At 38.0% G+C, this 25,886-nt stretch carries 28 protein-coding genes and 1 pseudogene; 15 read left to right on the top strand and 14 right to left on the bottom strand.

What is annotated here, in order from left to right; translation table 11 throughout:
* The first annotated feature begins 745 nt into the window (after positions 1-745).
* From ltrA to BMF77_RS18680, 4 genes are all read left to right on the top strand, one after another.
* On the top strand, positions 746-2,404 hold the full coding sequence (gene ltrA, locus BMF77_RS18695) for a group II intron reverse transcriptase/maturase (protein ID WP_148762286.1): 1,659 nt from the start codon (positions 746-748) through the stop codon (positions 2,402-2,404).
* Between the two features lie 65 nt (positions 2,405-2,469).
* Positions 2,470-2,898: a GUN4 domain-containing protein gene (locus tag BMF77_RS18690; RefSeq protein WP_371735124.1), complete on the top strand. Its 429-nt coding sequence runs from the start codon at positions 2,470-2,472 to the stop codon at positions 2,896-2,898.
* Between the two features lie 546 nt (positions 2,899-3,444).
* Positions 3,445-3,711, top strand: a complete 267-nt coding sequence (locus BMF77_RS18685) for a type II toxin-antitoxin system ParD family antitoxin (RefSeq protein WP_148764907.1) — start codon at positions 3,445-3,447, stop codon at positions 3,709-3,711.
* Positions 3,708-4,001, top strand: a complete 294-nt coding sequence (locus BMF77_RS18680) for a type II toxin-antitoxin system RelE/ParE family toxin (RefSeq protein ID WP_015079969.1) — start codon at positions 3,708-3,710, stop codon at positions 3,999-4,001. The genes BMF77_RS18685 and BMF77_RS18680 overlap by 4 nt, the downstream gene beginning before the upstream one ends.
* 177 nt (positions 4,002-4,178) lie before the next feature.
* Here BMF77_RS18680 and BMF77_RS18675 read toward each other — a convergent pair whose 3' ends face one another.
* Positions 4,179-5,051, bottom strand: a complete 873-nt coding sequence (locus BMF77_RS18675; protein WP_148764905.1) for an Rpn family recombination-promoting nuclease/putative transposase — start codon at positions 5,049-5,051, stop codon at positions 4,179-4,181.
* 522 nt (positions 5,052-5,573) lie between these two features.
* Here BMF77_RS18675 and BMF77_RS18670 point away from each other — a divergent pair.
* The gene (locus BMF77_RS18670) at positions 5,574-6,917 is read left to right on the top strand and encodes a protein kinase (RefSeq protein ID WP_148764903.1); all 1,344 of its coding nucleotides are present in this window, start codon (positions 5,574-5,576) and stop codon (positions 6,915-6,917) included.
* A gap of 3 nt (positions 6,918-6,920) precedes the next feature.
* Here the strand turns inward: BMF77_RS18670 and BMF77_RS18665 are convergent, their stop codons facing one another.
* From BMF77_RS18665 to BMF77_RS28745, 3 genes are all read right to left on the bottom strand, one after another.
* A complete protein-coding gene (locus BMF77_RS18665) occupies positions 6,921-7,592 on the bottom strand; it encodes a hypothetical protein (RefSeq protein ID WP_246862962.1) in 672 nt (223 codons plus the stop codon).
* Between the two features lie 101 nt (positions 7,593-7,693).
* Positions 7,694-8,986: an FGGY-family carbohydrate kinase gene (locus BMF77_RS18660; protein ID WP_148764899.1), complete on the bottom strand. Its 1,293-nt coding sequence runs from the start codon at positions 8,984-8,986 to the stop codon at positions 7,694-7,696.
* The gene (locus BMF77_RS28745) at positions 8,964-9,086 is read right to left on the bottom strand and encodes a hypothetical protein (RefSeq protein ID WP_256370316.1); all 123 of its coding nucleotides are present in this window, start codon (positions 9,084-9,086) and stop codon (positions 8,964-8,966) included. The genes BMF77_RS18660 and BMF77_RS28745 overlap by 23 nt, the downstream gene beginning before the upstream one ends.
* Before the next feature lie 82 nt (positions 9,087-9,168).
* Between BMF77_RS28745 and psaM the strand changes: the two genes are divergently transcribed.
* Together psaM and BMF77_RS18650 are read left to right on the top strand one after the other, a co-directional pair.
* The gene (gene psaM, locus BMF77_RS18655) at positions 9,169-9,264 is read left to right on the top strand and encodes a photosystem I reaction center subunit XII (RefSeq protein WP_006196319.1); all 96 of its coding nucleotides are present in this window, start codon (positions 9,169-9,171) and stop codon (positions 9,262-9,264) included.
* A 243-nt stretch (positions 9,265-9,507) separates the two neighbouring features.
* Positions 9,508-9,918 (top strand): hypothetical protein, encoded by a 411-nt coding sequence (locus BMF77_RS18650; RefSeq protein WP_015079964.1) that lies wholly within the window; start codon positions 9,508-9,510, stop codon positions 9,916-9,918.
* Positions 9,919-10,060: 142 nt separating this feature from the next.
* On the opposite strand, the gene BMF77_RS18645 is transcribed toward BMF77_RS18650, so the two are convergent.
* Complete coding sequence (locus BMF77_RS18645) at positions 10,061-10,771, bottom strand: tetratricopeptide repeat protein (RefSeq protein ID WP_015079963.1); 711 nt, start codon at positions 10,769-10,771, stop codon at positions 10,061-10,063.
* A 338-nt stretch (positions 10,772-11,109) separates the two neighbouring features.
* Here BMF77_RS18645 and BMF77_RS18640 point away from each other — a divergent pair.
* Both BMF77_RS18640 and BMF77_RS18635 read left to right on the top strand, forming a co-directional pair.
* Positions 11,110-11,384, top strand: a pseudogene (locus tag BMF77_RS18640) (hypothetical protein).
* Between the two features lie 12 nt (positions 11,385-11,396).
* On the top strand, positions 11,397-11,951 hold the full coding sequence (locus BMF77_RS18635; RefSeq protein WP_148764897.1) for a glutathione S-transferase family protein: 555 nt from the start codon (positions 11,397-11,399) through the stop codon (positions 11,949-11,951).
* Positions 11,952-12,064: 113 nt separating this feature from the next.
* On the opposite strand, the gene BMF77_RS18630 is transcribed toward BMF77_RS18635, so the two are convergent.
* From BMF77_RS18630 to cofG, 5 genes are all read right to left on the bottom strand, one after another.
* A complete protein-coding gene (locus BMF77_RS18630; protein ID WP_148764895.1) occupies positions 12,065-12,556 on the bottom strand; it encodes a YajQ family cyclic di-GMP-binding protein in 492 nt (163 codons plus the stop codon).
* 72 nt (positions 12,557-12,628) lie between these two features.
* The gene (locus BMF77_RS18625) at positions 12,629-13,045 is read right to left on the bottom strand and encodes an MAPEG family protein (protein ID WP_148764893.1); all 417 of its coding nucleotides are present in this window, start codon (positions 13,043-13,045) and stop codon (positions 12,629-12,631) included.
* Positions 13,046-13,182: 137 nt separating this feature from the next.
* A complete protein-coding gene (locus BMF77_RS18620; protein WP_015079960.1) occupies positions 13,183-13,686 on the bottom strand; it encodes a hypothetical protein in 504 nt (167 codons plus the stop codon).
* A gap of 234 nt (positions 13,687-13,920) precedes the next feature.
* Positions 13,921-14,775: an HpsJ family protein gene (locus tag BMF77_RS18615; protein ID WP_148764891.1), complete on the bottom strand. Its 855-nt coding sequence runs from the start codon at positions 14,773-14,775 to the stop codon at positions 13,921-13,923.
* Between the two features lie 81 nt (positions 14,776-14,856).
* Complete coding sequence (cofG, locus tag BMF77_RS18610; protein ID WP_148764890.1) at positions 14,857-15,825, bottom strand: 7,8-didemethyl-8-hydroxy-5-deazariboflavin synthase subunit CofG; 969 nt, start codon at positions 15,823-15,825, stop codon at positions 14,857-14,859.
* Positions 15,826-16,101: 276 nt separating this feature from the next.
* Here cofG and psbA point away from each other — a divergent pair, with 276 nt between their 5' ends.
* The gene (psbA, locus tag BMF77_RS18605; protein WP_015078361.1) at positions 16,102-17,184 is read left to right on the top strand and encodes a photosystem II q(b) protein; all 1,083 of its coding nucleotides are present in this window, start codon (positions 16,102-16,104) and stop codon (positions 17,182-17,184) included.
* A gap of 54 nt (positions 17,185-17,238) precedes the next feature.
* Here psbA and BMF77_RS18600 read toward each other — a convergent pair whose 3' ends face one another.
* The gene (locus tag BMF77_RS18600) at positions 17,239-17,685 is read right to left on the bottom strand and encodes an SRPBCC family protein (RefSeq protein ID WP_015078362.1); all 447 of its coding nucleotides are present in this window, start codon (positions 17,683-17,685) and stop codon (positions 17,239-17,241) included.
* Positions 17,686-18,030: 345 nt separating this feature from the next.
* Between BMF77_RS18600 and BMF77_RS18595 the strand changes: the two genes are divergently transcribed.
* The 4 genes from BMF77_RS18595 to BMF77_RS18580 all read left to right on the top strand — a co-directional run bounded on the left by BMF77_RS18595 (position 18,031) and on the right by BMF77_RS18580 (position 20,950).
* On the top strand, positions 18,031-18,363 hold the full coding sequence (locus tag BMF77_RS18595) for an RNA-binding protein (RefSeq protein WP_148764888.1): 333 nt from the start codon (positions 18,031-18,033) through the stop codon (positions 18,361-18,363).
* 90 nt (positions 18,364-18,453) lie between these two features.
* Entirely contained in the window at positions 18,454-18,669 is a 216-nt protein-coding gene (locus BMF77_RS18590) for a hypothetical protein (protein ID WP_148764886.1), read from the top strand.
* Positions 18,670-18,886: 217 nt separating this feature from the next.
* The gene (locus tag BMF77_RS18585; protein ID WP_148764884.1) at positions 18,887-19,801 is read left to right on the top strand and encodes a ribonuclease D; all 915 of its coding nucleotides are present in this window, start codon (positions 18,887-18,889) and stop codon (positions 19,799-19,801) included.
* 306 nt (positions 19,802-20,107) lie between these two features.
* Positions 20,108-20,950: a tetratricopeptide repeat protein gene (locus BMF77_RS18580; RefSeq protein ID WP_148764882.1), complete on the top strand. Its 843-nt coding sequence runs from the start codon at positions 20,108-20,110 to the stop codon at positions 20,948-20,950.
* Between the two features lie 243 nt (positions 20,951-21,193).
* Here the strand turns inward: BMF77_RS18580 and BMF77_RS18575 are convergent, their stop codons facing one another.
* Entirely contained in the window at positions 21,194-22,561 is a 1,368-nt protein-coding gene (locus tag BMF77_RS18575; protein WP_148764880.1) for a hypothetical protein, read from the bottom strand.
* A 233-nt stretch (positions 22,562-22,794) separates the two neighbouring features.
* Here BMF77_RS18575 and BMF77_RS18570 point away from each other — a divergent pair, with 233 nt between their 5' ends.
* Positions 22,795-24,303 (top strand): UbiD family decarboxylase, encoded by a 1,509-nt coding sequence (locus tag BMF77_RS18570; protein WP_148764878.1) that lies wholly within the window; start codon positions 22,795-22,797, stop codon positions 24,301-24,303.
* 41 nt (positions 24,304-24,344) lie between these two features.
* Here BMF77_RS18570 and BMF77_RS18565 read toward each other — a convergent pair whose 3' ends face one another.
* Together BMF77_RS18565 and petE are read right to left on the bottom strand one after the other, a co-directional pair.
* The gene (locus tag BMF77_RS18565) at positions 24,345-25,226 is read right to left on the bottom strand and encodes a TauD/TfdA family dioxygenase (RefSeq protein WP_148764876.1); all 882 of its coding nucleotides are present in this window, start codon (positions 25,224-25,226) and stop codon (positions 24,345-24,347) included.
* Between the two features lie 117 nt (positions 25,227-25,343).
* Positions 25,344-25,763: a plastocyanin gene (petE, locus tag BMF77_RS18560; protein ID WP_148764874.1), complete on the bottom strand. Its 420-nt coding sequence runs from the start codon at positions 25,761-25,763 to the stop codon at positions 25,344-25,346.
* Positions 25,764-25,886: the final 123 nt, after the last annotated feature.

The raw sequence follows: 25,886 nt of genomic DNA, 5'->3' as shown, positions 1-25,886 counted from the left end.
AACTAAAAACCTTCTAGCCATTCATGAAAGCTGCCACGATTACATACACATGAGCAAAAGCGAAAGCTAAGAACATCGGGAGCCGGGTGCGGTGAAAGTCGCACGCCCAGATTTAACAGAGAGGGGCGGGAAATAAGCGCGACTTGAAAGGTCGTTTAGGACGGAGAGCCGACTCTCCTAGAGAATTCACACTCTCTACCCTCATGTAAAAAGACTCTTTTCAGAGTCTGGTCACGCCCAAGTAGGTAACGAAACAGGCGGAGTGCAGACCACAAACGTAGCCTTAACTACTAGCCTAAAACGTGGTAAGGAGCAAGAGGGAGTTCTCCTAAGATGAACGAAAGTGAATTGATGTCTAAACTGCGTCATCGCCCAGAGAGCCAAATAAGGCTGATAGGCTCTAACCAAAAGGTAAGTGGGTAGATTTATAGTTTTATTTTCTATGAATCGTGTGAATACAACTCCCACCGCAGGAAAATCAACATCTAACAGAGAACATACACCAAATGAAACGACAAGGTAAGCCCTACAGAGTCTATGGAAAGGTCGAAATCCCATAGTAAGTCAACCGTGAGGAAGATAGAACTCTCTGGAGGGTAGAGGATGAGAGAAAAAGCGAACGCCCGTCTGTAATAGATGGGATAGGGATTCAAACTTTGTCCCTGACCGAAAGGAATAGCAGACTTTTCTTGGGTCTTATGAGAAAGAGACTAAACAAAAGAAACTTAATTCGATGACAAGTTAGATGGTGTATGCAAGTACAACAAACGGACTAAGAAAACCGCTAGAAAACTGGAATCAGGTCAACTGGAAACAGATTAATAAAGCGGTTAAGAATCTGCGTCAACGAATCTTTCTCGCGAGAAAACTTGGTAACTGGAAGAAACTGCGAAGTCTCCAAAAGTTAATGCAAAGAAGCTACGCAAACCTAATATTATCTGTTCGGAAAATCACTCAGACCAACAAAGGCAGAGCAACGGCAGGAATTGACAAAGAAATAATCAATACCCCAGAGCAGCGAGTGAAGCTGGTAAACAACTGGAAAGGCGGCAATCAAGACCCCACAAAACGGGTAATGATTCCAAAATCCAACGGTAAAAAACGACCGCTCGGAATCCCAACCGTGCGTGACAGAATCGAACAGGCAATAATAGTTAATTCACTAGAACCCGAATGGGAAGCCATATTTGAACCAAATTCCTATGGGTTCAGAGCCGGAAGAAGTTGTCAAGACGCTATAGCACAAAACTGGATAAGATTAAATGCAAGTCCAAATGCTAGAAATACTTGGGTTCTAGAAGCTGATATTCAAAGTTTCTTTGATAACATTATCCATGAATCTATCCTCAAGCGATTAGGAAACTTCCCTAAAAGAAACCTAATAAAAGGATGGTTAAAAGCTGGATTTATCTTTGAAGGGAAATATCACCCAACAGAGACAGGCACACCACAGGGAGGAGTAATATCACCCCTTCTAGCCAACATCGGTTTGCATGGATTAGAAAACTATATAAAATCCACTAATTCCAAACTTGGCGTGGTTAGATATGCTGATGATTTTATTGTCACAGCTAGAGACAAAGGAAGTCTTGAAAAAGCCCAAATCCAGATTCAGCAATGGTTATCAGAAAGAGGACTGAATCTCAGTGCGGAAAAGACGTTAATCACGTCGATGGAGGATGGTTTTGACTTTCTTGGATTCAACCACCGCCATTACAATGGCAAATTGCTTATCAAGCCCTCGAAGAAGAAAGTCTTGGACTTCTGCAAACGAATTGGGCGAGAAATCAGAGCAATGAATGGGTGCGAACAAGAATCAGTTATAAAAAGACTTAATCCAATTCTTCGTGGATTTTCCAATTATTACAAAGGGGTTGTTAGTAAAAAAACTTTTGAATATATCAAAAGTAGAACATGGCGATACCTTTGGTGTTGGGCTAAACGTAGACATCCCAACAAAAATACAAAATGGATTCGGAAGCGTTACTTCAAGACAATAAATGGTAATAAATGGACATTCGCTACGATAACTAGCGACCGTAGAGGGAAAGAAAAGGATATAATCCTATTTCCGATAGCGTACACGCCCATCGAACGCCATGTAAAGGTCAAGGGGGAAGCGTCGCCAGATGACCCTTCACTCAAAGAATACTGGGAAAAACGCCACCAGAAATATGGAAAGAGCTACTGGGAGAAAAACTCTTGGAAGTATAAAATCGCTCAAAACCAAAATTGGAAATGTCCTATCTGTGGTGAACCTTTATTCAATGGAGAGGAATTAAACACCCATCACATAGTTCCCGTTGCTCAAGGTGGACAAGACGGCATTGAAAACCTACAGCACTTGCATCATGCTTGTCACAAACAGGAACATTCTAAAACCAAGTCAACTCGCTTGAAGTAAGGCTTGAGCCGTGTAAGTGCGAAAGTCTTATGCACGGTTCTTAGGGGAGGGGAGAGCGGTGACGCTTGAACCTTACCCGACTATTCCCCCTCGACTCAACCGAAGAAGCAGACGAGGAAACAGCGCGGGTAATGTTAGCAGTTGCGAAACAGGAACTGGAAGGTTGGTTAGATGAAGAGCATATTAATAATTTTCCCTGTGAAGACCTCAGCACAATTGACCAGTTGTGGGTAAAATACAGTGATGGTAAGTTTGGTTTTTCTCTACAAAAACGCATTTATCAAGGTTTAGGTGGAACGAGAGAATTTAACCGAGACATCTGGGAAAAATTCGGGGACAAGGTAGGATGGAGAAAAGGAGGAAGCTGGTTCCACTACAGTGATTTTGACAAGAAAGCACCAGAAGGACACTTCCCCTATGAGGTGGTGCGGATGAGTTTGGACTTAGTGTCTGGGTATGGGTTGTCGGTTTTTCTCTCGCGTCGAGACTTGTAAATTGTAACATTTAAGGGTTACAGAAAAATATTAAGTCTGAATCAGGATATCCAGGATTTAAGGATTTACAGAATGTTAGTTTGCATCTAAAGATCCCCGACTTCTGAGATAATTAATGTGATAAATGAGAAGATTGTTAAAAGTTGTCGGGTATCTGAAATTCTCAATTGTCAGAATCAGGATATCCAGGATTAAAGGATTTACAGGATGGTAATTTTTAGATGGTTTGTTGGTGATGAAAGTTGTATTTGTCAGAATCAGGATAACCAGGATTAAAGGATTGACAGGATGGTAATTTTTAGATGGTTTAAATTATTCAAAAACAATCATTCAAAAACATCCTGAAAAATCACCAACTCCCCACCAAAAATCATCCAACAACATCCTGAAAATCCTCAAATCCTGGAAATCCTGATTCAGACAAAAAAAATCACCAACTCCCCACCAAAAATCATCCAACAACATCCTGTAAATCCTAAAATCCTAGACATCCTGATTCTGACAATTACGTTTATAATGAAAATTATCAGTTATAGGAAATAGACAATGAATATTACCCTAAAACCAGAACAAGAACAGTTTATTCACAACCAGTTAGCTCAAGGGAAGTTTCCTAATGCTGAAGCTGTCATTAATCAAGCTCTACAACTTTTACAAGAAAAACAGCGAGAATATGAAGACTGGGTAGAAGATGTGAGAATTAAAGTGAATGAAGCCGCAGCAGAATTAGAACGAGGAGAAGGAGTTCCTTTAGAAACAGTTGTTGAACAGATACAGGCAAAATTTCGTCATGCGCGAGAGGAAAAAAAATGAATCAATGTTTGATTTCACCTCTAGCAATTCGAGATTTAGATAGCATTTCTGAATACTTTTTAAACAGAAATATTGAAGCGGGAGAAATACTCTTTCAAGATTTCACAAAAAAGTGTGAAAAATTACTGCAATTTCCTAATATGGGACGCAGTTACGAATACATAAGACAGGGAATGCGTGGACTTCCTTTAAATGGTTATATCATTTTTTATCAAGTTGTTGATAATAATGTGGAAATTCTTAGAGTCGTGAATGGTCGTCAAGATTTAGAAGCTTTATTCGCAGAATAGATGTTTTATTAACTGAGAATTTTGATCATCAATCAAATAATATCCAAAAAATTCCCCACATCACAAAAATCCTGACATCCAAAAAACTTCAACGCAAACCAACATCCTGTAAATCCTAAAATCCTGAAAATCCTGATATGGCTACGCCACGCTTCGCTATCAGACAATTAAATAAACTTACTTGTCTATCTCAGATTTTAACCATGTTTCCAAATCATTAATATCCGTAAAATCCAACAATGCTTCTCCCAGCTTTTCCAGTTGTTCTATATTCAAACTGTTTATATTTTCGATGTAAATATCTTTCAATTTTCCAAATTTCTTCGATAATTGACGTATCAATAAAATCATCTCACCATTCTGCTTACCTTCTTCTCTACCTTCCTGTCTCCCTTCCTGTCTACCTTCCTGCTTTGCTTCTTGATAGACTCTTGTTTGCTTAATATCACTCACTAAAAACATTGCTTCTATCTCCTGACGGCTTAATTGTGAAAATTTGGACAATAAAACAGTCTCCAACAATTCTATAATACCTTGTTTTTCTCTGTCATTCTCAACTTCTGTCTTAGTTCTGTCCAAGAGAGTTTTCACTAATTCCGGTGCTTGTGCTTCCTTACTGACAATTAACTCAATTAACCCCATACCAATTGAACCCGGTGGTAATTCATCTAAATAAATTCGTTTAATTCTCCCACTATTAATCAATTCCTGTTGATAAGCAGTCAATTCTCCTACATCTAAACTCCGTTTCGCAAATAAAGCTACTCCTTGCCAATCTTGTACAGGTTTAAATTGATTAAGATAGATGTTGATTTCTGCGATTAATTCCCAGTAAAAATCTGGTTTTGGTTGAAATTGCACTTCTACAAAATAGATGGGTTTTTCTAGACTATCTGCCATAAAAATCCCATCAAATCGAAATGCCTTTTCCTTCACTTCCACAGAGGTAAATTTATAATCTCTGGCATTTTCTGTAGGTTCTCCCAGAATTTCAAATAATAGGGTGTGAAAAGTGAGGAAGATTTGATAAAATATCGTGTCTGTGTGCATTATTCCTGATTTTGAAATTTCTTATTACTTATTTATCTGCTGATTTTAACCATCTTTCCCAGTTCTACATCTACTGTAATTGCATCTTAATTCTAAAATACAAGATAACGTTTTCGTATTTTGGTTATGAGGACAAATTTTATTTTCTTATTTCCCTGCTTGGAGGGATTTATTTGGGAAATAATTATCTTGATAAATAAAAACTCTATATATATGGGCGCACACTTTCCCACCCATATCATAAGCATACCCGAAACTCGGAACACTGTCAACCCCCCTAGCTGAAATTACCAAAACTCGTTACATTATTGATAAAATTCTCAATAATAATGAGAATAGACCACCAATAATTGAGAAAGTGCTTTTTTGTCAAAATCCCATACAAATAACTTATATACTGACATAAGGAAACCCAATATCATAAAAATTTAATTGTCTGGATTTGTTGGGTTGCGTTATCACTTAACCCAACCTACAGAGTATAATATTTACCACAACCTCAAATAATTAATTATTAGGAAAATGCCATCTACCATTACCCTCACCATTACCACAGGAAAACTTTCAGGAAAACAATATATATTTGATAGTCGCAGCACTTGTATTATCGGTAGATGTGAAGATTGCAATTTGCAAATTGCGGATAATATTGATATGACAGTTTCTCGCTATCATTGCTTATTAGATATCAATCCTCCAGAAATGAGAATCCGTGATTTAGGAAGTTTAAACGGTACGATTGTTAATGGTAAAAAAATCGGACAAAGAAAAGCAGGAGAATCTCCAGAAGAAGCATTAAAGATAGTTTTTCCCGAATATGATTTAGTTAATAATGATCAGGTAGCGGTAGGAGATATTATTTTTGATATTAGTACAAAAATAGAACTGGAAAAACAGAAAAATCCTTATATTCCAGTCGAACAAGAAAATAATAAACCGAACTTTTTTGATATTATTAAAAACCTCTTGAATTTAGCCAATCAAGGTAATTCAAATCTGAAGGTAATTTCTAATTATCAGATTATCAAATCTTTAGGTGAAGGTGGATTTGGAGAAGTATTTTTAGCCCAACATACCCAAACTAAAACACTTGTGGCATTAAAATTAATGTTACCTCAAGTTGCTGCTAAAGAACTGGGGGTAAAAATGTTTTTGCGAGAAACAGAAAACACCAAATATTTACAACATCCTCATGTAGTGCAGATGTTAGATTATGGCTATGGGGAAAATACCTTTTTCTTTACAATGGAATATTGCGAAGGTGGGGATATTTGGGATTTGATGGAGAAATTAGGAGGACGTTTACCTGTTAATATAGCTGTTGATATTACTCTGCAAGTTCTCGACGGTTTAACATATACCCATAACGTTGAAGTTCCTTGTGTGAAATTAGCCGACGGAAGACTAGGAAAAGGTAAAGGTTTAGTACATCGAGATTTAAAACCGAATAATATTTTTATTACTAATATTAATGGTAAAATGATAGTAAAAATTGGAGATTATGGATTATCCAAAGCTTTTGATTTAGCAGGTTTAAGTGGACACACTTTCACAGGTGCGAAAATGGGGACTCCTGCGTTTATGTGCCGTCAACAATTGCTAGATTTAAAAAATTCCTTACCAGAGGTTGATGTGTGGGCAAGTGCTGCTTGTTTATATAATATATTAACGGGATATTTCCCCCGTGATTTTGTCGGTGAACCTTGGACTTGTGTGCTAAGAAATGAGGCTGTCCCCATTCGTCAACGTGATAGTAGTATTCCTGAAAAATTAGCAGAAGTGATAGATTTGGCTTTAACAGAAAAGCCAAAAATTTATTTTCAAACTGCGGCTGAGTTTAAAGCAGCGTTGTTAAAATGTGTTTGATTCTTAAATCTTAGTAACTTGAGGATCTAAAACAATGCGTGTACCAGTGATATCTACATGATAAGTCCAAAACTGGCTTTTAACTTTGACAATTACTTCCCAACCTTTAATGGGATCAAAATTTTGAGCGCAGACTTCACCAAAATTAAAAACGCAGGAATTACTAAAAGTTTTCTGAATTGACTGGGTAATTTTCAAAGAACTTACTGCTAAACCAGAACGTTTAGAAGCATCACTCAAAACCGCATTAGCAATTTTTTTGGGTAATTGATTACTGCTAATTTTCGGATCTAGAAGAATTTGTGAACCGGATTTATTCACATGATAAGTCCAAGATTGTTCTTTGACTTGCACAATTACAATCCAACCGGGAATAGGATTATATTCCCTTGTACAAACTTCCCCAAATTGAAAATTACAGGGATTGCTAAAAATAGTAGATGTAACTTGAGTAATTTGCAAATTAGAAACTTTCACCCCAGAAACTCTAGCAGCATCCCTTAGCAATTTTTGAGAAATAGATTTAGGTAAAGTATTTTGGTTTAATTGTGACTGTTCGGGATTTTTAGCATTTGCAGATGTACTATTTTCAGTGACATCTAAACCACAGGCAAACAAGCTGGTAATAATCAAACCAAAGACCAAGATTTGCGGAAACTTGAAATTGTTATACATTTGGGAAACTAGCTTAGTGATTAGATTCATAACCATATAAATTAACAATTGAATACTGAATTAAACTTAACTTTACAACTTATAAATAATTCTTTCCCTCCTCATTCCTCTGCGTCCTCTGTGTCCTCTGTGGTTCGTTTTTCTATTAATTTATTCCCCATTGCCAAAAGTGCCGTTCCATAAGCTGCTTCTGTATTCTTTGATAAAACAATAGGTACTTTTAAATAACGTTGACGAATAGCCGTCCAAGTAGAATTAGCAGCACCACCACCTGCTGTATAAATATGAGTTAAAGGATCTGCACCTAGATTTTGTAATAGTTCATATCCTCTAGTTTCTATTCTAGCCATACTTTCTAATAAACCATGTAGAAATTCTTGAGGTTGATCTGGACGTGGTTCTAGTCTGGGTAATAATTGGGGATCATTAATGGGAAAGCGATCGCCTGGTTTCAATAATGGATAATAATCTAACACACTGGCTTGAGTTGGATCAATTTCCGCACTTAACCTCACCAACTCAACATCGCTGAAAAAATGCTTCAAAATAGCACCACCTGTATTAGATGCACCTCCAGTTAACCACAAATCTCCTAAACGATGGCTATAAATTCCATATCGCGCATCTTCGATTCTGTGCCGACTTAAAAGTTTTAGTACCAAAGTTGAACCGAGAGAAGTTACCGCCTCCCCCGGAAATTTAGCTCCACTGGCTAGAAAAGCCGCAATACTATCTGTTGTGCCAGCAACCACTAAACAATCGCCTTTAAAGCCAAAATCGGCCGCAATCTGGGGAAGTAATTCACCAATGGCTGTACCCGGCGCTAAGACTTGCGGTAACTGGAGGGGAATTTCTAGCTGTTCCAACCATGCTGGATATTGCAATTTTTCCACGTCATAACCCAATTTTAAGGCGTTGTGGTAATCGCTAATACCTAACTTTCCATGCAAGAGAAATCCCAGCCAATCGGCTTGATGCAATAAATATCTGGCTTTTGCAAAATCAGGTAATTCTTGCATCCAGAGGAGTTTCGCTAGACTAGATGTAGCACTTAATACAGTGTGATTTGCTGGCGCAATCCTGCTCAATCGTTCTAAAACCACTGCACCCCGACCATCATTGTACAATAGTGGCGCGTCCACAGGCTTTCCAGCCCCATCAGTCAGTAAAATAGTGGAAGAAGTCCCATTAATAGCGATCGCTCCGATTTCCCCCCTTAACACCCCCGGAATTTGCCCTAATAGACTCCATAAAGCCTGTTGCCAACATTGAACCCAATCAACAGTCCCAACCTGCCAACAATGGCGCATTTCGGACAGAATCCGACCTTCTTCATCAATTACCACACCCCGTGCGCCAGAAGTACCAAAGTCAATACCAAGCGATAAAGTCATAAATTAAGGGAGGTAGGGGAAGTAGGGGAATATTTCTTCCCAATGACAACGGACAATGAACAACTGACAAATCCCCAGTTTTTGTTGCATCTTGTAACAAGATGTTTCCTTATTTTGGCAAAACAGGGAAAAGTAGTAAACGGAGTCTTGAAAATCAAGTTCAACTTAGGAGGATTTCCATCATGCCTATCTCAGATACCCAAGTTTACATTGCGTTAGCTGTAGCGCTAATTCCAGGAATTCTAGCTTGGCGTTTAGCTACAGAACTATACAAATAACACCAGTGTAAGGCTGTTACAGGTGCTTAATCCATAAGTAGGAGTAGATTTCAAATACTTGTAGTTCTAAACTATGGGAATTTTAGAAATCGCCCCTACTTTACTAGGTAATATTTTATTCATCTTCATACTTGTATAAATTTCCAGAAAATGGAGTAATATGGCAGCTAAATTAAGCCGCAATTAGCACCTGTTTGCTTTTGACGGTAATTACCGTAAATCAGCGAGTTTTTTGTTAGCACCATGAATGCGTTTCAACCATCTAAACCTCCTCTACAGCCCGTAGAACAACGCCGAACTGTACCCAGACCTAAACGACATTTACGCCAACGTGCTTATCAAATAATGGCACTGGAAACTACAGCCAAAGTAGCAGTTAATATAGTTATTAGTGCAGCAGCAGTATCTGCTTTAGTACAATTATTACCTTATCATTGGTCACAACAGGATAAGTTGCGAACAGTTCGTACCGAAGTAAAAGTTATGGAAGGGCGTGTGCAAAACTTGCAGACAGAATTTAGCCGCAACTTTGATCCTGGGGAAGCTAAAAGTATTATGCAACAAAAATCATTTCGCTTTGACCCTAATCAGCGTCCAGTTATATTGATGAATCAAGAGCAGACTGGAACGGAACAATCTAACTCAGCACCATAAAAGTGCAAGAAAATATATTAATCATCACGGTTATTAGGGTGACTACCAAATGATACAACTTTATATTTAGTCATGAAACTCAAATTTTTGAGTCAGTTTTACAAATTGAATGCTAAAACTCTGAATTAAGCCATCTACTAAATTAGTCTTCAAAAAAGAGCAACTCGTTTAACCAATTTTCGATTTGTAACCGTAAGCGATAACCGGAAACATCTTGATGATTTAAAGATGGTAGTTCTGCCAATGCGCGACGATAATTCGCAATTGCACAATTCCAATCACCCCAGAGATGATAAGTCCGTCCCTGTTCCGCCCAAATGTTGCCTTTGAGTTGACCAAACAGCATGGCAATTTCTAAGTTTTCAATAGCTTCTGCATAGTCTCCCAAGTCGCGTAAAGTAATACTGCGATTAATCCAAGCCCGAACATGATGGGGATTTAGATCTAATGCTTGTTCATAATCAGCCAATGCGGCTGTTAATTCACCACAAGCAGCGTAATAATTAGCCCGATTATTGTAGGCACTAGCTAATTTAGAATTTAAATCTAAGGCTTTGTTATAATCAGAGATAGCTTTTTGGCTATCACCACTTTGAAAATAAATCAGCCCTCGGTTATTGTAATCGACCGCATTTTCGGGATGATGGTCAATCAGGTGACTTAACAGTGCGATCGCTTTAGTATAATCCCCTTGTTGTGCTAACTTCAAAGCACAAGAGCGTAAATAACGTTCTTCCAACATTGATTCATTACCATCCTGTAACGGCGCACATTGATGACAAGGATTGTTTTGATCAGAAAGACATACTTGATTGTTTTGAATACCAGAATTTAAAAAAGAGTGCTTATTCATACTTTGCCTATTTGGTTTACTTGGTTTGTCAAATAAAGTTACAGTTTTTGTGTCCTAATGACTCTAGGATGATTGAAGGACGTGGATTTTACATCCAACAACAGATGAGCCATAAATCTAATAATGTATACTTCATACCCAAGTTCAATTCCCGAATCAGTAAAATTCTGAAGAATTGAAGTGTAAATTTTAATGATCAGGGGAAGAGGGAAGAGGGAAGAGGTAATAGGCAATAGGCAATAGGCAATAGGCAATAGGCAATAAGAGTTTTACCAATGACAACGGACAACTAACAACTAACCAACCCCTATTTACCAATTCTAGAAGAGACATTTCTCATGACAACAATAATTGCTTATGCTGATGCTACCGCTTTCAATACTGATGAATATATTATGCTTTGTTTATCTACGTGCTTATATAAAGAAGATGGGGAAGTGGAGCAAATTGAAGTGATAGAACCCATTCCTACAGCCGCATTAGAAGCTATCTGTAAACAAATTCCCACATCTTAAATTATTCGATAGAGCGCAAACGGGTACTAAATGCGGCTAGAATTGTCACCAAAGACGACAACATAAAACAACATTCCCACACTCAAAAAGTTCTTTAATTTCAGATAACTATGTTAAAAGTTTACGGCGGCGCTCGTAGTCGGGCTGCAATTGTCCAATGGTATTTAGAGGAACTAGAAGTTCCTTATGAATTTGTACTTTTGGATATGCAAGCAGGGGAACATCTCCAGGTTGATTTTCTCAAAATTAACCCCATGGGTAAAGTTCCCGCGATAGTTGATGGTGATTTCCAGCTTTGGGAATCAGGGGCTATTTTGCTTTATTTGGCGGAAAAATATGGTAAAATCGTTTATTCGTTAGAAGAGAAAGCTATATTTACCCAATGGGTATTATTTGCCAATTCTAGCTTAGGAACAGGTATTTTTATAGAAGCCAATCGTGAACGAGAAATGCCACGATTATTGACTCCTTTAAATGAAATTTTGACAAAACAGCCTTTCTTGCTGGGTAATGATTTTACCGTTGCCGATGTGGCTGTGGGATCAATTCTCTCTTATATCCCCATTATGCTCAAATTAGATTTGAGTGCCTACCCAGCAATTGTCAACTATATTCAGTCAATGTCTGAACGTCCCGCATTTCAAAAAAGCATCGGGGGAAGATAACTAATTTAGTCATTAGTCATTGGTCATTGGTCATTGGTCATTGGTAAGAATTTATTCCTTCCTTTTATCTATTCCCAATGACAACTGACAACTGACAACTGACCAATAACTCTTTAACGATAATTTGTAAATTGCAAAGCGACGGGGAAATCTTCTTGTTTAAGCCGTTGAATCACGAGTTGTAAGTCATCTTTTGATTTAGCTATCACTCGCACAGCGTCACCTTGAATTGAGGCTTGCACCTTTTTAATTTCGTCCCGAATTATCTTAGAAATTTGTTTAGCAATTTCTTGGCTAATGCCTTTTTTCAGGGTGATTTCTTGACGAACACGGCTACCGCTGGCAGATTCAACTTTGCCAAATTCAAAGATTTTTTGAGAAAGATTCCGCTTGGCGGCTTTTTCTCGCAGGATGGTATGGACTGATTCTAAGGTAAAGTCGCTGTCAGTACCAACGGTAATTTTTTCTTCGCTTAATTCGATTGTGGTTTTAGTATCTTTAAGATCGTAACGGCTTTTAACGTCTCTGATGACTTGATCAATAGTATTAACTAATTCTTGTCTATCAAAGTCGCTGACGATATCAAAGGAAAAAGAAGCAGCCATAAATAAAATTGGTAATTGGTAATTGGTAAGAGAGAAGAGGCAAAATTAAAAATCCTTATTCCCTCAGCTTAATTATTTAACTTGCATGAGACTGAGGAAAAACAGAGTTCCCGAACTAAAAGAAGCAATACCAAACATGAGTGATCTTAACAAAGGTATATTTGCAATATAGAAAATAGAGTATAGCAAACGAGCAATCAGAAAAGCGATCGCTGCATTCACTCCTTGGGGAGAATTCACTCCAGTGACATAAGCCATTAGTGCGGCTGCGGCAAAAACCATAAACCCTTCAAAGGAGTTTTCATGGGCCCATGTTGCCCGTTGGGCATAGGGAGGCAACTTGTCAAACATGGCGCGAGGTGCAGACAAATCATATCCTACTTGCACTCTAGCAAAAGCTACTAATAAATAGGGTAGATAAATGAGAATAGCCGCAACGACAATAGAGGATAAAAAAATAGCAGGTACTGGTAATAGAGATAAAGACATTCAACTAATTTAATAGGGTACTTGGTCAGGTATTGATCATTTTTGTCAATGGATAAGGGGTAATTTAGTGAAATCATTACCCTTTACCCAATGATTTTCCATCTCTATCATTAGCTTTGCAAAAACTGCCGTTCACTCTAGTCAAAGTAGAAGAGTGTTACCACTTTTCGCTGGTCTTCGGCATCACTACAAGTTTGTAGCAAAGTGCGACTATCGTGAAATGCAAAGCAGATTAGTTGTTGACAACGAGAGACGATTTCTTTGTTACATAGGTAACTCGCTTCAGCTAGGGACAAGTTATCATTACTGGGGTTTTCCACTAAGTGCATAACCTGTTCTAATTGCTGGCGCGATTCTTGGGGTTGACGTTCCAAACTTTGGGGTAAAATGACCGTGAGTAAGTTGGGATCAGCCTTGGTTGCGCCCCGGATGGCCGCAGAGTTTGTGCCTGTAGCACCAGAAGTAATGATGCGGTTGCCCGATAGAATCAGGGCATAAGTCATCATTTCAATGAGGTTCTGATGGGTAATTGGCACATGACGAGAACCTAGCAAGGCAATCCGCTTGGAACCTGTTTGCTGGATGGTTGCTAGTTCTTGGGCTAAGGTATCGAGTTTAATAGTATCTATTGACTGACTCAAAGATGAAGATCATGAGATTAAACAACCTAGACATTCTACCAAACAGCGTGTACATAGGATACTAACCAGGGTTACATTATTATTTGTTAGCAAATTACTAACGAGCTAAGTAAGTCGGCCCAATAAAATCGATATATGTTTAGTTTTGTAAAAACCGTGAAACACCCTATTTATAAGGTATTCGTTAATTTATATTTCGTTACATAGATTGATTTTTTAACGCCGACCTACTTACTAAACCCTAGAACTACTTTTGAAAATACCCATACCTCTTAATCCCCTCCAGCCGATGACGATATAACCAATTGACAATAATAAACTATTAATACCAGTTCGCAATTCCTTCCAGGCATCTTCCTGGGTTTTCTGCAACTGTTGTTGTGTTTGAGTCTGAATTTGGTTAAGTCTTTGGGTTGCTAGTTTTTGAGGGTCTGTTTGCTGGGCGATAAAATTATCAAGAGAGTTAAGATTTGTTTTATACTGCTTGAGTAGATCCTTCTGTGCCTCAGGTAATTGACTATTGCTAAGTGCCTGATTATACTTTTCGTCATCCTTAACCAGTTCATTTAGCTGGGTTCTGAGTTGCTCTTTTAATGCAGCGCGTTGTTTCTCTAGAGATGCTTTTACCTGATCATTACCAAGTTGATTTTGGAGTTGTGCTAATTGATTTTTCACTTGGTTTTCTGACTGTTCCGCTTCTTTCTCAATCCGTGCTAACCCCTCTGCCTTTACTTGATTGACGTTACTCAGATGTAGGGGAAAAATCAACAAAAATATCAGTCCTAACAAACTAGAGAGGATAAAAATTGGCAATTTTAGACCAGAAGACGAGGAACGACTACTTTCACTAGATCCACTAGATTTATTAACCCAGTATGCAATTAGAATTGCTCCCAGACCAAGCAATGGTATAATACCCTGATCTACAAGACTTCTGCACAAGTTAACTTGCCAGAGTTTATCTGTAAATTGGAAAGGGAATAATAAAAATAGACAGTCTACAGAGAAGAACAATATACAGATTATACCTATTAACTGGAGCAAGAAGGATGTGTTAGAGGATGTGTTAGAGGATGTGTTAGTAGCCATATTGGTTTACAGTGTGAATATATTAAATTAATTAGCATATTTAATGCTACAGGATTACCCGGTAAGCGTAAAGCTCAGTGTCTAGAGCTTAAATCTTTCTCGCCATTCTTCTACATTTTGTCGTAAACCTGCACCCAACCAATCATCAAACTGGGGATACAGTGGTAAACGTGGTACTAACTCCCAGCCCCCAGATTTTAAGATGTTTCTGAGTTCCTGTTCCTGTAAATGGGGATAATCAGGATTAACTTCATCCTTGGGACCTATTCCCCCTAAATCCCTCGCTCCAGCGGCTATACAAGCGAGTAACCAATTTTCATCTTTAACTAAATTCGGGGGAATCTGGATTGTAATGTCTGCTGGTAAAATTTCCCGCACTTTGGCGATAATTTCTGGTAATTGATGAGGGTTAAATGGTGGTGCGTCAAAGGTTTGCACCGTTCCGGGGCTGTGGGGTTGGAGAATTACCTCTTGAATATGATGGTAATGTGCATGAGATTCAGAAATAGCCGCTAAAGTCTCCCACCAATCTGTCTCTGTTTCCCCTATTCCTAAAAGTAACCCTGTGGTGAAGGGGATTTTTAGCTCTCCTGCCCATTGTAATTGTTGCGATCGCACTTGGGGCAATTTACTCGGTGCATGACGATGGACTGTATTTAATAGTTGTGGTGTTAACTGCTCCAACATTAACCCCATTGACACATTCACAGTTTTTAGTTTTTGCATTTCTGCCCAACTTAGTGGACCAACGTTGGTATGGGGTAAAAATCCCATTTCCAATGCTAATGCACACAAATCATAAATTCGCTCAAACCAAGCTTCCCGTCTGGCTGAATGGGGATGAACTTCACCGCTCAAGATCAGGATTTCACAGACATTTTGTTTTTTAAGTTGTAAAAAAATCTCTTTAGCTTCCCCAAGAGTCAACCAAGGACTTTTACCCGGTTCAGTGCGGAAATTGCAATAAGAACAGCGGTTAAAGCACTCATAAGTGGGAACAATAGTATAAGCAGGGCTATAGGTAACAATATTTTGACTAGATAGAGACATATATAGTAGGGAGCAGCGTCTGCGCCCAAAAATGCAGGGGTTTATGAATGAAGTAGGGAGTTGCGTTCCCAGAAAATCAGAAATTATCACAAAAATAATTAATGCCTGAAACCCACAGCCTGTCTACAATATAACCTTTTCCATAACCCAATTTTCTAGATTTATTAAAAAATATTACGAAAACCCCTTTACAAATCGAAACATATCGCTTAATATAAATTCATGAGGTAGAAACACCTACCAAAACATACATAACTCAAACGCAATTATAAACACATGACAACTACCTTACAACAGCGCGAAAGTGCTAACGTATGGAATCGCTTCTGCGAATGGATCACCAGCACTGACAACCGTTTATATATCGGTTGGTTCGGAGTATTAATGATCCCTACCCTCCTCGCTGCAATTACTTGCTTTGTAATTGCATTTATCGCTGCTCCTCCCGTGGACATTGACGGTATCCGCGAACCAGTTGCAGGTTCTCTACTCTACGGAAACAACATCATCTCCGGTGCAGTAGTTCCTTCCTCCAACGCTATCGGTTTACACTTCTACCCTATTTGGGAATCTGCTTCTTTAGATGAGTGGTTGTATAACGGCGGTCCTTACCAGTTAGTAGTATTCCACTTCTTGATCGGCGTATTCTGCTACCTCGGTCGTGAATGGGAACTTTCTTACCGCTTAGGAATGCGTCCTTGGATTTGCCTAGCATTCTCCGCACCTGTAGCTGCTGCTACCGCAGTATTCTTGATCTACCCAATCGGTCAAGGTTCATTCTCAGACGGTATGCCTTTAGGTATCTCTGGAACATTCAACTTCATGATCGTGTTCCAAGCAGAACACAACATCTTGATGCACCCCTTCCATATGTTAGGTGTAGCTGGTGTCTTCGGTGGTTCTTTGTTCTCTGCAATGCACGGTTCACTTGTGACTTCTTCCTTGGTTAAAGAAACAACCGAAAACGAATCACAAAACTACGGTTATAAATTCGGTCAAGAAGAAGAAACCTATAACATCGTTGCTGCTCACGGTTACTTCGGTCGCTTGATTTTCCAATACGCTTCCTTCAACAACAGCCGTCAACTACACTTCTTACTAGCTGCTTGGCCTGTAATTGGTATCTGGTTCACAGCTTTGGGTGTTAGCACAATGGCTTTCAACTTGAACGGTTTCAACTTCAACCAATCTGTCATGGATTCTCAAGGTCGTGTCATCGCTACATGGGCTGACGTAATCAACCGCGCTAACTTAGGAATGGAAGTAATGCACGAGCGTAACGCTCACAACTTCCCTCTAGACTTGGCTGCTGCTGACGTTGCTCCTGTTGCTTTAAGCGCTCCTGCAATCAACGGTTAATAAGTTTAGTTACATAAAAAACGCTCTCCAATCATGGGGGGCGTTTTTTTGTATTCATTTTTCACATTCGCGTTTAGTCACATAATGCCGATAGCGAAACATTGCTTCTAGCTGTGTTTGCACTAACCAACCACTGATAAATTCTATTCCATCACCGCCAGGCATAGAATAAGTAATATTATCGGTTAATTTAGTTTTGCCATTTTCTTCTGTAAACTCATGACGATGTACCCAGGACTCAAAAGGTCCAGATATCTGTTCATCGGTGAACAGACGATATTCTTCATAGTCTGTGTGCCGCGCTAACCAAGTTAAGGGTAAAATACCCAAAAAAAGCCGAAATTCTGTAATTGCACCTGCTGATAGTCCTCCTTCCCGTCTGACTATTTGTACAGGTTGCCAAGGTGGGGTGAGTATTTGGAGTATGTCTGGTCTTTCGTGGAATTTCCAAACTACTTCTATTGGTGCGTTAATAATTGAGGAATGTTTAAAGTGCAACATGAACAAAGAAACCTAAAATTGAGCCTTTAGATTCAGTCTTGATAATTTTATCAGAAAATAGGCTGAAACCCCCGAATTAACCCCTAAAAATCCTTCAACTAAGTATAACGAGAGAATGCCATAAAAAGCTGATGCTGCCATTGCTAATTAAGGTATAAAAAAAATATTTTATAAACTTTTTGAATTTACTGCCTAGATATCTATTTTCTATGCCATAATGGGAGGTGAGAAGTAATTCGGTGGACCACGTTTGTTTTTAGTATTGATAGGCTTTTTCCCTTTGGTATTTACAGACTTTTCTCCGAAATCTAAATCTCTACACTCTTATGATTTTGGAGAAAATCTATGTCAATTTATGTAGGCAACCTCTCTTATGAAGTTACCCAAGACGGTTTGAGCGAAATTTTTAAGGAGTATGGCAAGGTAAAACGTGTTCAGCTACCTACCGACCGGGAAACTGGTAAAGTTCGCGGTTTCGGTTTCGTGGAAATGGAATCAGATGCAGAAGAAGAAAAAGCCATTGAAGCCCTTGATGGTGCTGAATGGATGGGACGTGATTTAAAAGTGAACAAAGCTAAACCCAGAGAAGAACGTAGTTCTTTTGGTGGTGGAAACCGTAGCGGCGGTGGTGGCCGTAGCGGCGGCTATGGCGGTGGCGGCGGTGGAAACCGTTACTAATATCCATAGACCAAAGCTTAACAAATATCCGCATCTAGGATAATTAGCTTAATCAGCATTCATCCCACGTCTCACTCTTAGGAGCGTGGGATGAATGCGCGTGAGTTGAGTTGCGTAGCCAGAATTGTATTTGAGCGTAGCGAAAACAAAGAAGGCTACAGCGACGAAATGAACAAAATATTGATTTTATGTTATTATAAGAGAGTAGGTGTAGTCCAATTAAATGCTCCAAATGCAGCCTACAAAACAAAAAACAAATCTCAAAACCAAAGAACCGTGGGGCGCACGGTCTTAAAGCTCAGTTAATGTCCTCATAGAGGAGTCACGCTCGTTGCCCACACTCACCTGAAAGGGAGTGTGTGGACTACGTCACGTTGAATAGAAGTTCAGGAATTAATACCTGAGCTTTTTTAATGGAAAATTTTCTATAAAAATAATGATCATGTAGCACTTGCCAGCATGATTAGTCATAAAATGTTACTTTGGGAAGCGATAACTAATTTACACTTCCTGACATTTACCAATGCCTTATCTTACTGCTGCGAGGGAAATTCTTTCCTTAATTACTGAATATACCACAGCTAAAACTTTATGGATAGATACAGAAGTTGCTGATTATAAAACTCGTAATCCAAGATTATCACTGATTCAGGTGTTAGCTAATCCTGAAGATATGACTGGTAATAGTGTTTATTTATTAGATGTTCTCGATAAATCAGATGTAATTGCTGATTTTGTGGAGAGGATTATGGTTAATGATGCTATTGAAAAAGTTTTTCATAATGCTGGTTATGACGTGAAATATTTGGGAGCTAAAAAAGCTAAAAATATTACTTGTACCTTAGAAATGGCGAAGAAAATTCCCGTCTATTTACTACCATTACCTAATTATCAATTGAAAACCCTAGCTACTAAACTTTGTAATTTTCATGATATTAATAAACAAGAGCAAACGAGCGATTGGGGAAAAAGACCATTAACTGAAGAACAGATAGAATATGCTTATCTTGATTGTATTTATTTAGCTCAAGTACATTTACGATTATTAGAATTAGAGGCAAACTTAAAGATAGATCCAATTAGGGAAGATCTAAGTTTATTGACTGCTAGATATATAGAAATTGAACAGCAACAAAAAATACTCAAATCAGAATTTGAGCATTTACAAGAACGGGTAAAACAAGCGATGTTAGTCCAGAATATTTCTGAAACATCATCTTGCAAACTTACAAGTTATGAGCGAAAAACTATCAAGACTCAGTTTCAGGAATTGGTAGATTTGGTAGAAAATCAAGGTGTTGATTTAGATTTTACAATTACTCTAACCGAAGATATTCGCAAAAATTTGGGGGTAAATTTGGAAAAATTGACTGTAAATGTTGATATAAATACTTATTGGAAAATAACGCCTAAAAATCAAGAAGGTGAGGAATACTGAGAAACTCTGTGAACTAGTTTTGAGTCTATTTCCTGATACTGGTATGGAAATTTTTCTCAAATTGCTAACAAAATTAACAGAATTATCAACGGTAGTCTAGTAATAATAGAAATATAGCTATCAGGGATTTTTTTTAGTATTTAGTAATATGCGGTGATTGGCTGGATAAATTTATTTATTTCCGATAACTTCAGGGAATTTTATCATTTGAATTGAATATTAATCAAAAAGCGAGAGTATTTCCTAAGTAAGTAAGCAATTTAGTGAATGATTTACTCCAGGTATAATGGCGATTTATAGTAAATTATGAAATGGCAGTTATTGAGACACAAACACAGAGAAGTAAACAGAGCATTCACTATAGCGATGGTTACTATTTTTAGCGGGATTATTTGCGTTTCTTGCAGTAATAATCAAGATGTTTTGGTGACAGAAAGAGGAGCAAGTCCCCCAAATCCACAGATAGGGAGAACCTCTAAAGCTGGGGAATTTTATGTTCAGGGACAAACTCAACATCTTAAAGGTAATTACCAAGCGGCTATTGCTGCCTATAGTAAATCAATTAGTCTGAATCCTCAATATGCACCAGCATTTAAAGGTCGGGGTTTAGTTTATTTTGATACTGGTAATAAAGAGGGAGCGATCGCGGATTATAATCAGGCATTGGGTCTAAATCCTCAGGATGCGGAAGCGTACAATAATCGTGCTAATGCTTTTGTATCTATAGGAGATTACAGAAGAGCGATTGCGGATTATAATCAAGCAATTAGTATTACGCCTAACTATGCCGAAGTTTACAATAATCGAGGTAACGCCCGTGCAAACCAAGGTGATAAGAATGCGGCGTTAGAGGACTACACTCAAGCAATTCGGATCAATAAAGAATATGCTGTAGCTTATAATAATCGTGGTAATGCTTACGCATCAAGAGGAGAACCACAAAAAGCAATATCGGATTATAATGAAGCAGTTCGCATTAATCCTAACTTCGGTGCTGCTTTCAATAATCGCGGTAACGCCTATGCTGCAATTGGTGATAAACGGGGAGCATTAAAAGATTTACAACGGGCAGCAGCGATTTTTGATAAGGAAGGAAATAAGGATTTATATCAACAAGCGATGAAAAATATTGAGGAATTGGGGAAGTAATTCATAGTATCTTATACAGCAATTTCCGGTGTTATGAGGTACTTATGTAGCGGGCAAGACTTGTACTGAGCTTGTCGATAGCGCAGCGTGGCGTTAGCCATAGTATGCCCGCACTACAAGAGTTTCATAATTCAAGTTTGTATCTCATTAAAGCGAAATCTGCTGTATTGATATTTTACCATATCAACCGCCAAAAATATTGGAGTTTAGTATTACTAAACCCCTAAAAAATTAATTAATTAACTAACTAACTGCTAATGAATTTTTACTGTAATATTCGGTTTGCGGGTAAACGCTAATAATGGTATTTCCAACTTCAAAAAATGTTCCTGCTTGTTCATGTTTAGAAAACTGCAAATGGGGATATTTAGCAGCTAATTCATCAGCAGTCATGGCTTTAGCTGATATTTTATTTGGTAAAAGTCCTGTCACACCAATGTAAAATACCATAGGGGAAATATTTTCTTGGTAAGTTTGCTCAACATAAGCTGCTAATTTTTGGTAAGCTGTCGTCATAGCTGTAATCAAATCTTCTCCATTGACAGATTTACCAGCGTGTTGAGCATATAATAGCAACGCTAAACGATGATCACCAACTTTATTGAGAATTTCCCCTACTTTACCATTGATATTAATTCCCAGAAAGTCGTCAAAAATGGGTTTCATCAAATCATCAACTTTAGTCAGTTTCATTCTTGTAGAAAGGGCTTTTTGTCGAAAACCGATATTTTGATTTAAACCCATTTCTAAAGTTGGTTTAGGGAAAATCTCCCCAGTTTCTTTGTCATAAACCTCATATCTTCGCGCTAAAAATTGATTAGCAGCATATAATTTACTCAAATTGAGAATATCCTGATTACCAAACTCAATTTTATAACTGATATGAGAATCAATTGTATCTGGATATTCCTGAGTTTTAGGAAAATTCAGATAGAGATTTTTTGACAAATAATGTTGTTTTAATTCCTCTACCTGATTACTCACAAATACATCTGATTGATGGCGTAAATAAGCAGACAAAATACTCATAACAACTTTGATTTCTGCTAATTGAGTAAATAACCCATCAATACTACCAAATTTGATATTAACAGGAACTAATGGTAAAGTATCTAACTGAATTATATATTCAGAATTAAAATCAAACTTGTCAGCAATAATTACACCTTTAGTTTGTAATAAATCAAATACTTTCTTGTTGCTGATTTTGATATTTAAAGCAGAAACATGAACTTTTCCATCTTTAACAATGGTATAATTATTAAAATTATCCAAATCATGAGCCAGCAAACCCGCAACTTCAATAATATGGGTATTATCTTCAGATTTCACCAGCTTAACCTTCCGGCTTATCAACATATTAATAGTAGCCGTATTGCGATTTATAGCAAATACACCCATTTGCACAAAATCACCAGCATAAACATCCTCAGTTTCTAACCAAGGAGTAATCAAATCACCATCAATATTTCTCACACCTCTCACCCGTTTAATACCAGTTCGGTGGTAATCTTCCTTTAACTTATGTAAATTCAAAATGATATTTTGACGATATGCCGATAAAATTTGGATAAGTTCTAACAGGGAAATCTGGTGATTTAACTTCGACATAAAACCCCCTAACTTTTATTAGGTAAAAACTCAATTTTCCTCTCCCCGTCTCCCTTAGGGTTCACCAGTCGCCTACGGAGGGAAACCCTTCTACAGCGCTGGTTCACTGCGACTCTGCGTGAGGAAAATCCATATTTCCCTCATTATAGTATATTCGTACTAAAAAATCAACTTATCCAAATCAAGACTAAGATAAAAATAGCTTTACACTTCTTCATAATTAAAACAAAACAATGGCGAGAGATTTACGGGGATTCATTAAAATTCTAGAAGAAAGAGGACAATTAAAGCGAATTTCGGCTTTAGTTGACCCAGATATGGAAATTGCAGAGATTTCCAACCGAATGCTGCAAAAAGGTGGTCCAGGCTTAATCTTTGAAAACGTCAAAGGTGCATCTTTCCCCGTTGCGGTAAATTTAATGGGGACAGTGGAAAGGATATGCTGGGCTATGAACATGGAAAAACCAGAAGAGTTGGAAACCCTGGGAAAGAAGCTGAGTATGCTTCAGCAACCCAAACCACCCAAAAAGATTTCCCAAGCCATAGATTTTGGTAAAGTGCTGTTTGACGTAATCAAAGCCAAACCGGGAAGGGACTTTTTTCCCCCTTGTCAACAAGTGGTAGTGGCAGGGAATGATTTAGATTTAAATAAGTTACCTTTAATACGTCCTTATCCGGGAGATGCCGGAAAGATTATTACGCTAGGATTGGTAATTACTAAGGATTGTGAGACGGGAATCCCCAATGTAGGCGTGTATCGGTTACAGCTACAATCTCAAAATACAATGACCGTACATTGGTTATCGGTGCGGGGAGGGGCGAGACACTTGCGGAAAGCGGCAGAACGTGGTAAAAAGTTAGAAGTAGCGATCGCTCTGGGTGTTGATCCTTTAATCATTATGGCAGCAGCCACACCCATTCCTGTAGATTTATCAGAGTGGTTATTTGCTGGATTGTATGGCGGTTCGGGAGTCAACTTAGCCAAGTGTAAAACCGTAGATTTGGAAGTTCCCGCAGATTCCGAGTTTGTTTTAGAAGGGACAATTACACCGGGGGAAGTTTTACCCGATGGACCCTTTGGCGACCACATGGGATATTATGGCGGTGTGGAAGATTCGCCTTTGGTGCGGTTTCAGTGCATGACACACCGCAGAGACCCAATTTATCTTACCACATTTAGCGGTTTGCCACCGAAAGAAGAAGCCATGATGGCGATCGCTCTTAACCGGATTTACACCCCCATTTTACGCCAACAGGTCTCAGAAATAGTTGATTTTTTCCTACCCATGGAAGCGTTAAGTTACAAAGCCGCAATTATTTCCATAGATAAAGCCTATCCTGGACAAGCACGACGAGCAGCTTTAGCGTTTTGGAGTGCGTTACCACAATTTACCTACACGAAATTTGTGATTGTCGTTGATAAAGATATCAATGTTCGTGATCCTCGTCAAGTTGTTTGGGCAATAAGTTCTAAAGTTGATCCTACCAGAGATGTATTTATTTTACCAAATACTCCCTTTGATACTTTAGATTTTGCTAGTGAGAAATTAGGGTTAGGTGGGAGAATGGGAATTGATGCCACTACAAAAATTCCTCCAGAAACAGAACATGAATGGGGTGAACCATTAAAATCAGATATTGATATAGCTGCAATGGTAGAAAGACGCTGGCAAGAATACGGTTTAGCGGATTTACAATTAGGAGAAGTTGATCCGAATTTGTTTGGTTATGATATGAAGTAATACCCACACTTTCCCTTCTCTATCAGGAGGGGAGTATTTTTTTAAAATTGAAAATTTGGAGAACATAACCGGATATAAATCTCTCTCGTTTCATCTGTAAAAGCCCTTCTACCGTGCATTACTCTGGTATTATCAATCATTAAAATATCCCCTTTTTTCCAGTCAATATTGGTCGTAATTCTCTCAGCGATTCCATTTAATTCCTTCATAAGTTCATCAGGAATTTTTGAATTATCATCAAACTTCCAAAGATCAGGATTTAACTGCATTCCTGGTAGAAGACTATTAATAAAAATCTGATATTTTCCACATCTGCTAGGAATAACTACTGGACAAATATATTGAATGAGAATTGATTGATCTTCATATATAGTCAGATGTGTATCATTTTTTTGACATATCTCCTTTAATTCATTAACATCATCAGTTTTATATTTTCTCTGCCATTCCTCTTGATTCATTTTGGCAGTAAACTTTAGCTGCTTCTGACTGAATAATTCTTTGGTTGAATTACTCAGTTCTGCGAAAAATTGTCTACCATCACAAACTGTTGTTTCACCATTTTTTGCAGCAGGATTCGCACAAAAAAACCACAACATCAGGGGAATGTTCTTCTGATAGTACATTTCTCCATGTAACTTAATCTCTGTTTGGAAATCATTGACACTTAAAATGGTTTTATCATCATTAATTACTCTTCTATTAAAAGCACCACCCGCATAATCTAAAAAATTATTGCTGAATAAATTACTAAATTCTCTAAATATTCCGGTATCAGCAGTAAATCCTCTAAATAGCAAAATTCCATATTCTTTAAATAGACTAATAATTTTTTCCCTGTCTATTTCCAAAATACTTTTATCGTCTTGGTTAATGATTTGCTGTCCCAGTTTTTCAGAAATTGGCTGTGTAATTAAATTCATATTAAATATAAAAAATTTTATCTACAATTATAAAAGTATTTTTATGTCTTTATTGTCTGTCAAAAGGATGGCTTTTACCATCCCCATCTATTCATAGGGATGGTTAATAGCTATATATTAGCCTTCAACGATGATTTGACCAACCATACCAGCACCACGGTGAGGTTCGCAATAGAAAGTATAAGAACCAGGAGCAGCGTCAGCAGGAATAACGGTGGTTTCGGTTTGTCCGGGACTCATTAATAACTTCTTGTGGGACAAAGATTTAGCTAAATCAGCACTCTTAGTGGGGTTTTTAGCAGGATCAAAAACAACGTTGTGGGGGGGAACTTTGTTGTTCTTCCATTCAATTGTGTCACCAGGCTTAACAGTCAACTGCTTTGGTTGAAAGGCTAACATACCTTTGTCACTGCCCAATTTAACTGTATATGTTTCCGCAGATGCAGTGGGGGTAAATACCGCAAAGCTACCAAAAATTACAATAACTGTTAATACAGCTAGGCTTAAGCGTCGCAAAGTTGCTGCGATAGATTTCATGGTTCTGTCCTGTGGAAGTATGTTTATTTTTCTGATCTCATTTTAAATACAATCAATGCCAAATATGACAGGTTGTCATATATTTATTTTTCTAAATTTCCTAAAGGTTAGTTTAAATTACCA

The organism is Dolichospermum sp. UHCC 0315A, from assembly GCF_008121535.1.
Taxonomy (GTDB): Bacteria; Cyanobacteriota; Cyanobacteriia; order Cyanobacteriales; family Nostocaceae; genus Dolichospermum; species Dolichospermum lemmermannii.
Note: the sequence above shows the minus strand (reverse complement) of the source record. Positions and strands in the feature narration are given on the sequence as shown.

What these genes read in the sequence shown, in the direction of transcription:
- BMF77_RS18680 (WP_015079969.1), top strand. Translation starts at nt 3,708, where the DNA reads ATGAATCAATGTTTGATTTCACCTCTAGCAATTCGAGATTTAGATAGC.
- BMF77_RS18600 (WP_015078362.1), bottom strand. Translation starts at nt 17,685, where the DNA reads ATGTTGCACTTTAAACATTCCTCAATTATTAACGCACCAATAGAAGTA.
- BMF77_RS18650 (WP_015079964.1), top strand. Translation starts at nt 9,508, where the DNA reads ATGAATGCGTTTCAACCATCTAAACCTCCTCTACAGCCCGTAGAACAA.
- BMF77_RS18575 (WP_148764880.1), bottom strand. Translation starts at nt 22,561, where the DNA reads ATGTCGAAGTTAAATCACCAGATTTCCCTGTTAGAACTTATCCAAATT.
- BMF77_RS18570 (WP_148764878.1), top strand. Translation starts at nt 22,795, where the DNA reads ATGGCGAGAGATTTACGGGGATTCATTAAAATTCTAGAAGAAAGAGGA.
- BMF77_RS18665 (WP_246862962.1), bottom strand. Translation starts at nt 7,592, where the DNA reads ATGTATAACAATTTCAAGTTTCCGCAAATCTTGGTCTTTGGTTTGATT.
- petE (WP_148764874.1), bottom strand. Translation starts at nt 25,763, where the DNA reads ATGAAATCTATCGCAGCAACTTTGCGACGCTTAAGCCTAGCTGTATTA.
- BMF77_RS18630 (WP_148764895.1), bottom strand. Translation starts at nt 12,556, where the DNA reads ATGGCTGCTTCTTTTTCCTTTGATATCGTCAGCGACTTTGATAGACAA.
- BMF77_RS18590 (WP_148764886.1), top strand. Translation starts at nt 18,454, where the DNA reads ATGAATGCGCGTGAGTTGAGTTGCGTAGCCAGAATTGTATTTGAGCGT.
- BMF77_RS18595 (WP_148764888.1), top strand. Translation starts at nt 18,031, where the DNA reads ATGTCAATTTATGTAGGCAACCTCTCTTATGAAGTTACCCAAGACGGT.
- BMF77_RS18635 (WP_148764897.1), top strand. Translation starts at nt 11,397, where the DNA reads ATGTTAAAAGTTTACGGCGGCGCTCGTAGTCGGGCTGCAATTGTCCAA.
- BMF77_RS18675 (WP_148764905.1), bottom strand. Translation starts at nt 5,051, where the DNA reads ATGCACACAGACACGATATTTTATCAAATCTTCCTCACTTTTCACACC.
- BMF77_RS18580 (WP_148764882.1), top strand. Translation starts at nt 20,108, where the DNA reads ATGAAATGGCAGTTATTGAGACACAAACACAGAGAAGTAAACAGAGCA.
- cofG (WP_148764890.1), bottom strand. Translation starts at nt 15,825, where the DNA reads ATGTCTCTATCTAGTCAAAATATTGTTACCTATAGCCCTGCTTATACT.
- BMF77_RS18615 (WP_148764891.1), bottom strand. Translation starts at nt 14,775, where the DNA reads ATGGCTACTAACACATCCTCTAACACATCCTCTAACACATCCTTCTTG.
- psaM (WP_006196319.1), top strand. Translation starts at nt 9,169, where the DNA reads ATGCCTATCTCAGATACCCAAGTTTACATTGCGTTAGCTGTAGCGCTA.
- BMF77_RS18645 (WP_015079963.1), bottom strand. Translation starts at nt 10,771, where the DNA reads ATGAATAAGCACTCTTTTTTAAATTCTGGTATTCAAAACAATCAAGTA.
- BMF77_RS18670 (WP_148764903.1), top strand. Translation starts at nt 5,574, where the DNA reads ATGCCATCTACCATTACCCTCACCATTACCACAGGAAAACTTTCAGGA.
- BMF77_RS18585 (WP_148764884.1), top strand. Translation starts at nt 18,887, where the DNA reads ATGCCTTATCTTACTGCTGCGAGGGAAATTCTTTCCTTAATTACTGAA.
- BMF77_RS18625 (WP_148764893.1), bottom strand. Translation starts at nt 13,045, where the DNA reads ATGTCTTTATCTCTATTACCAGTACCTGCTATTTTTTTATCCTCTATT.
- psbA (WP_015078361.1), top strand. Translation starts at nt 16,102, where the DNA reads ATGACAACTACCTTACAACAGCGCGAAAGTGCTAACGTATGGAATCGC.
- ltrA (WP_148762286.1), top strand. Translation starts at nt 746, where the DNA reads ATGGTGTATGCAAGTACAACAAACGGACTAAGAAAACCGCTAGAAAAC.
- BMF77_RS18685 (WP_148764907.1), top strand. Translation starts at nt 3,445, where the DNA reads ATGAATATTACCCTAAAACCAGAACAAGAACAGTTTATTCACAACCAG.
- BMF77_RS18660 (WP_148764899.1), bottom strand. Translation starts at nt 8,986, where the DNA reads ATGACTTTATCGCTTGGTATTGACTTTGGTACTTCTGGCGCACGGGGT.
- BMF77_RS18565 (WP_148764876.1), bottom strand. Translation starts at nt 25,226, where the DNA reads ATGAATTTAATTACACAGCCAATTTCTGAAAAACTGGGACAGCAAATC.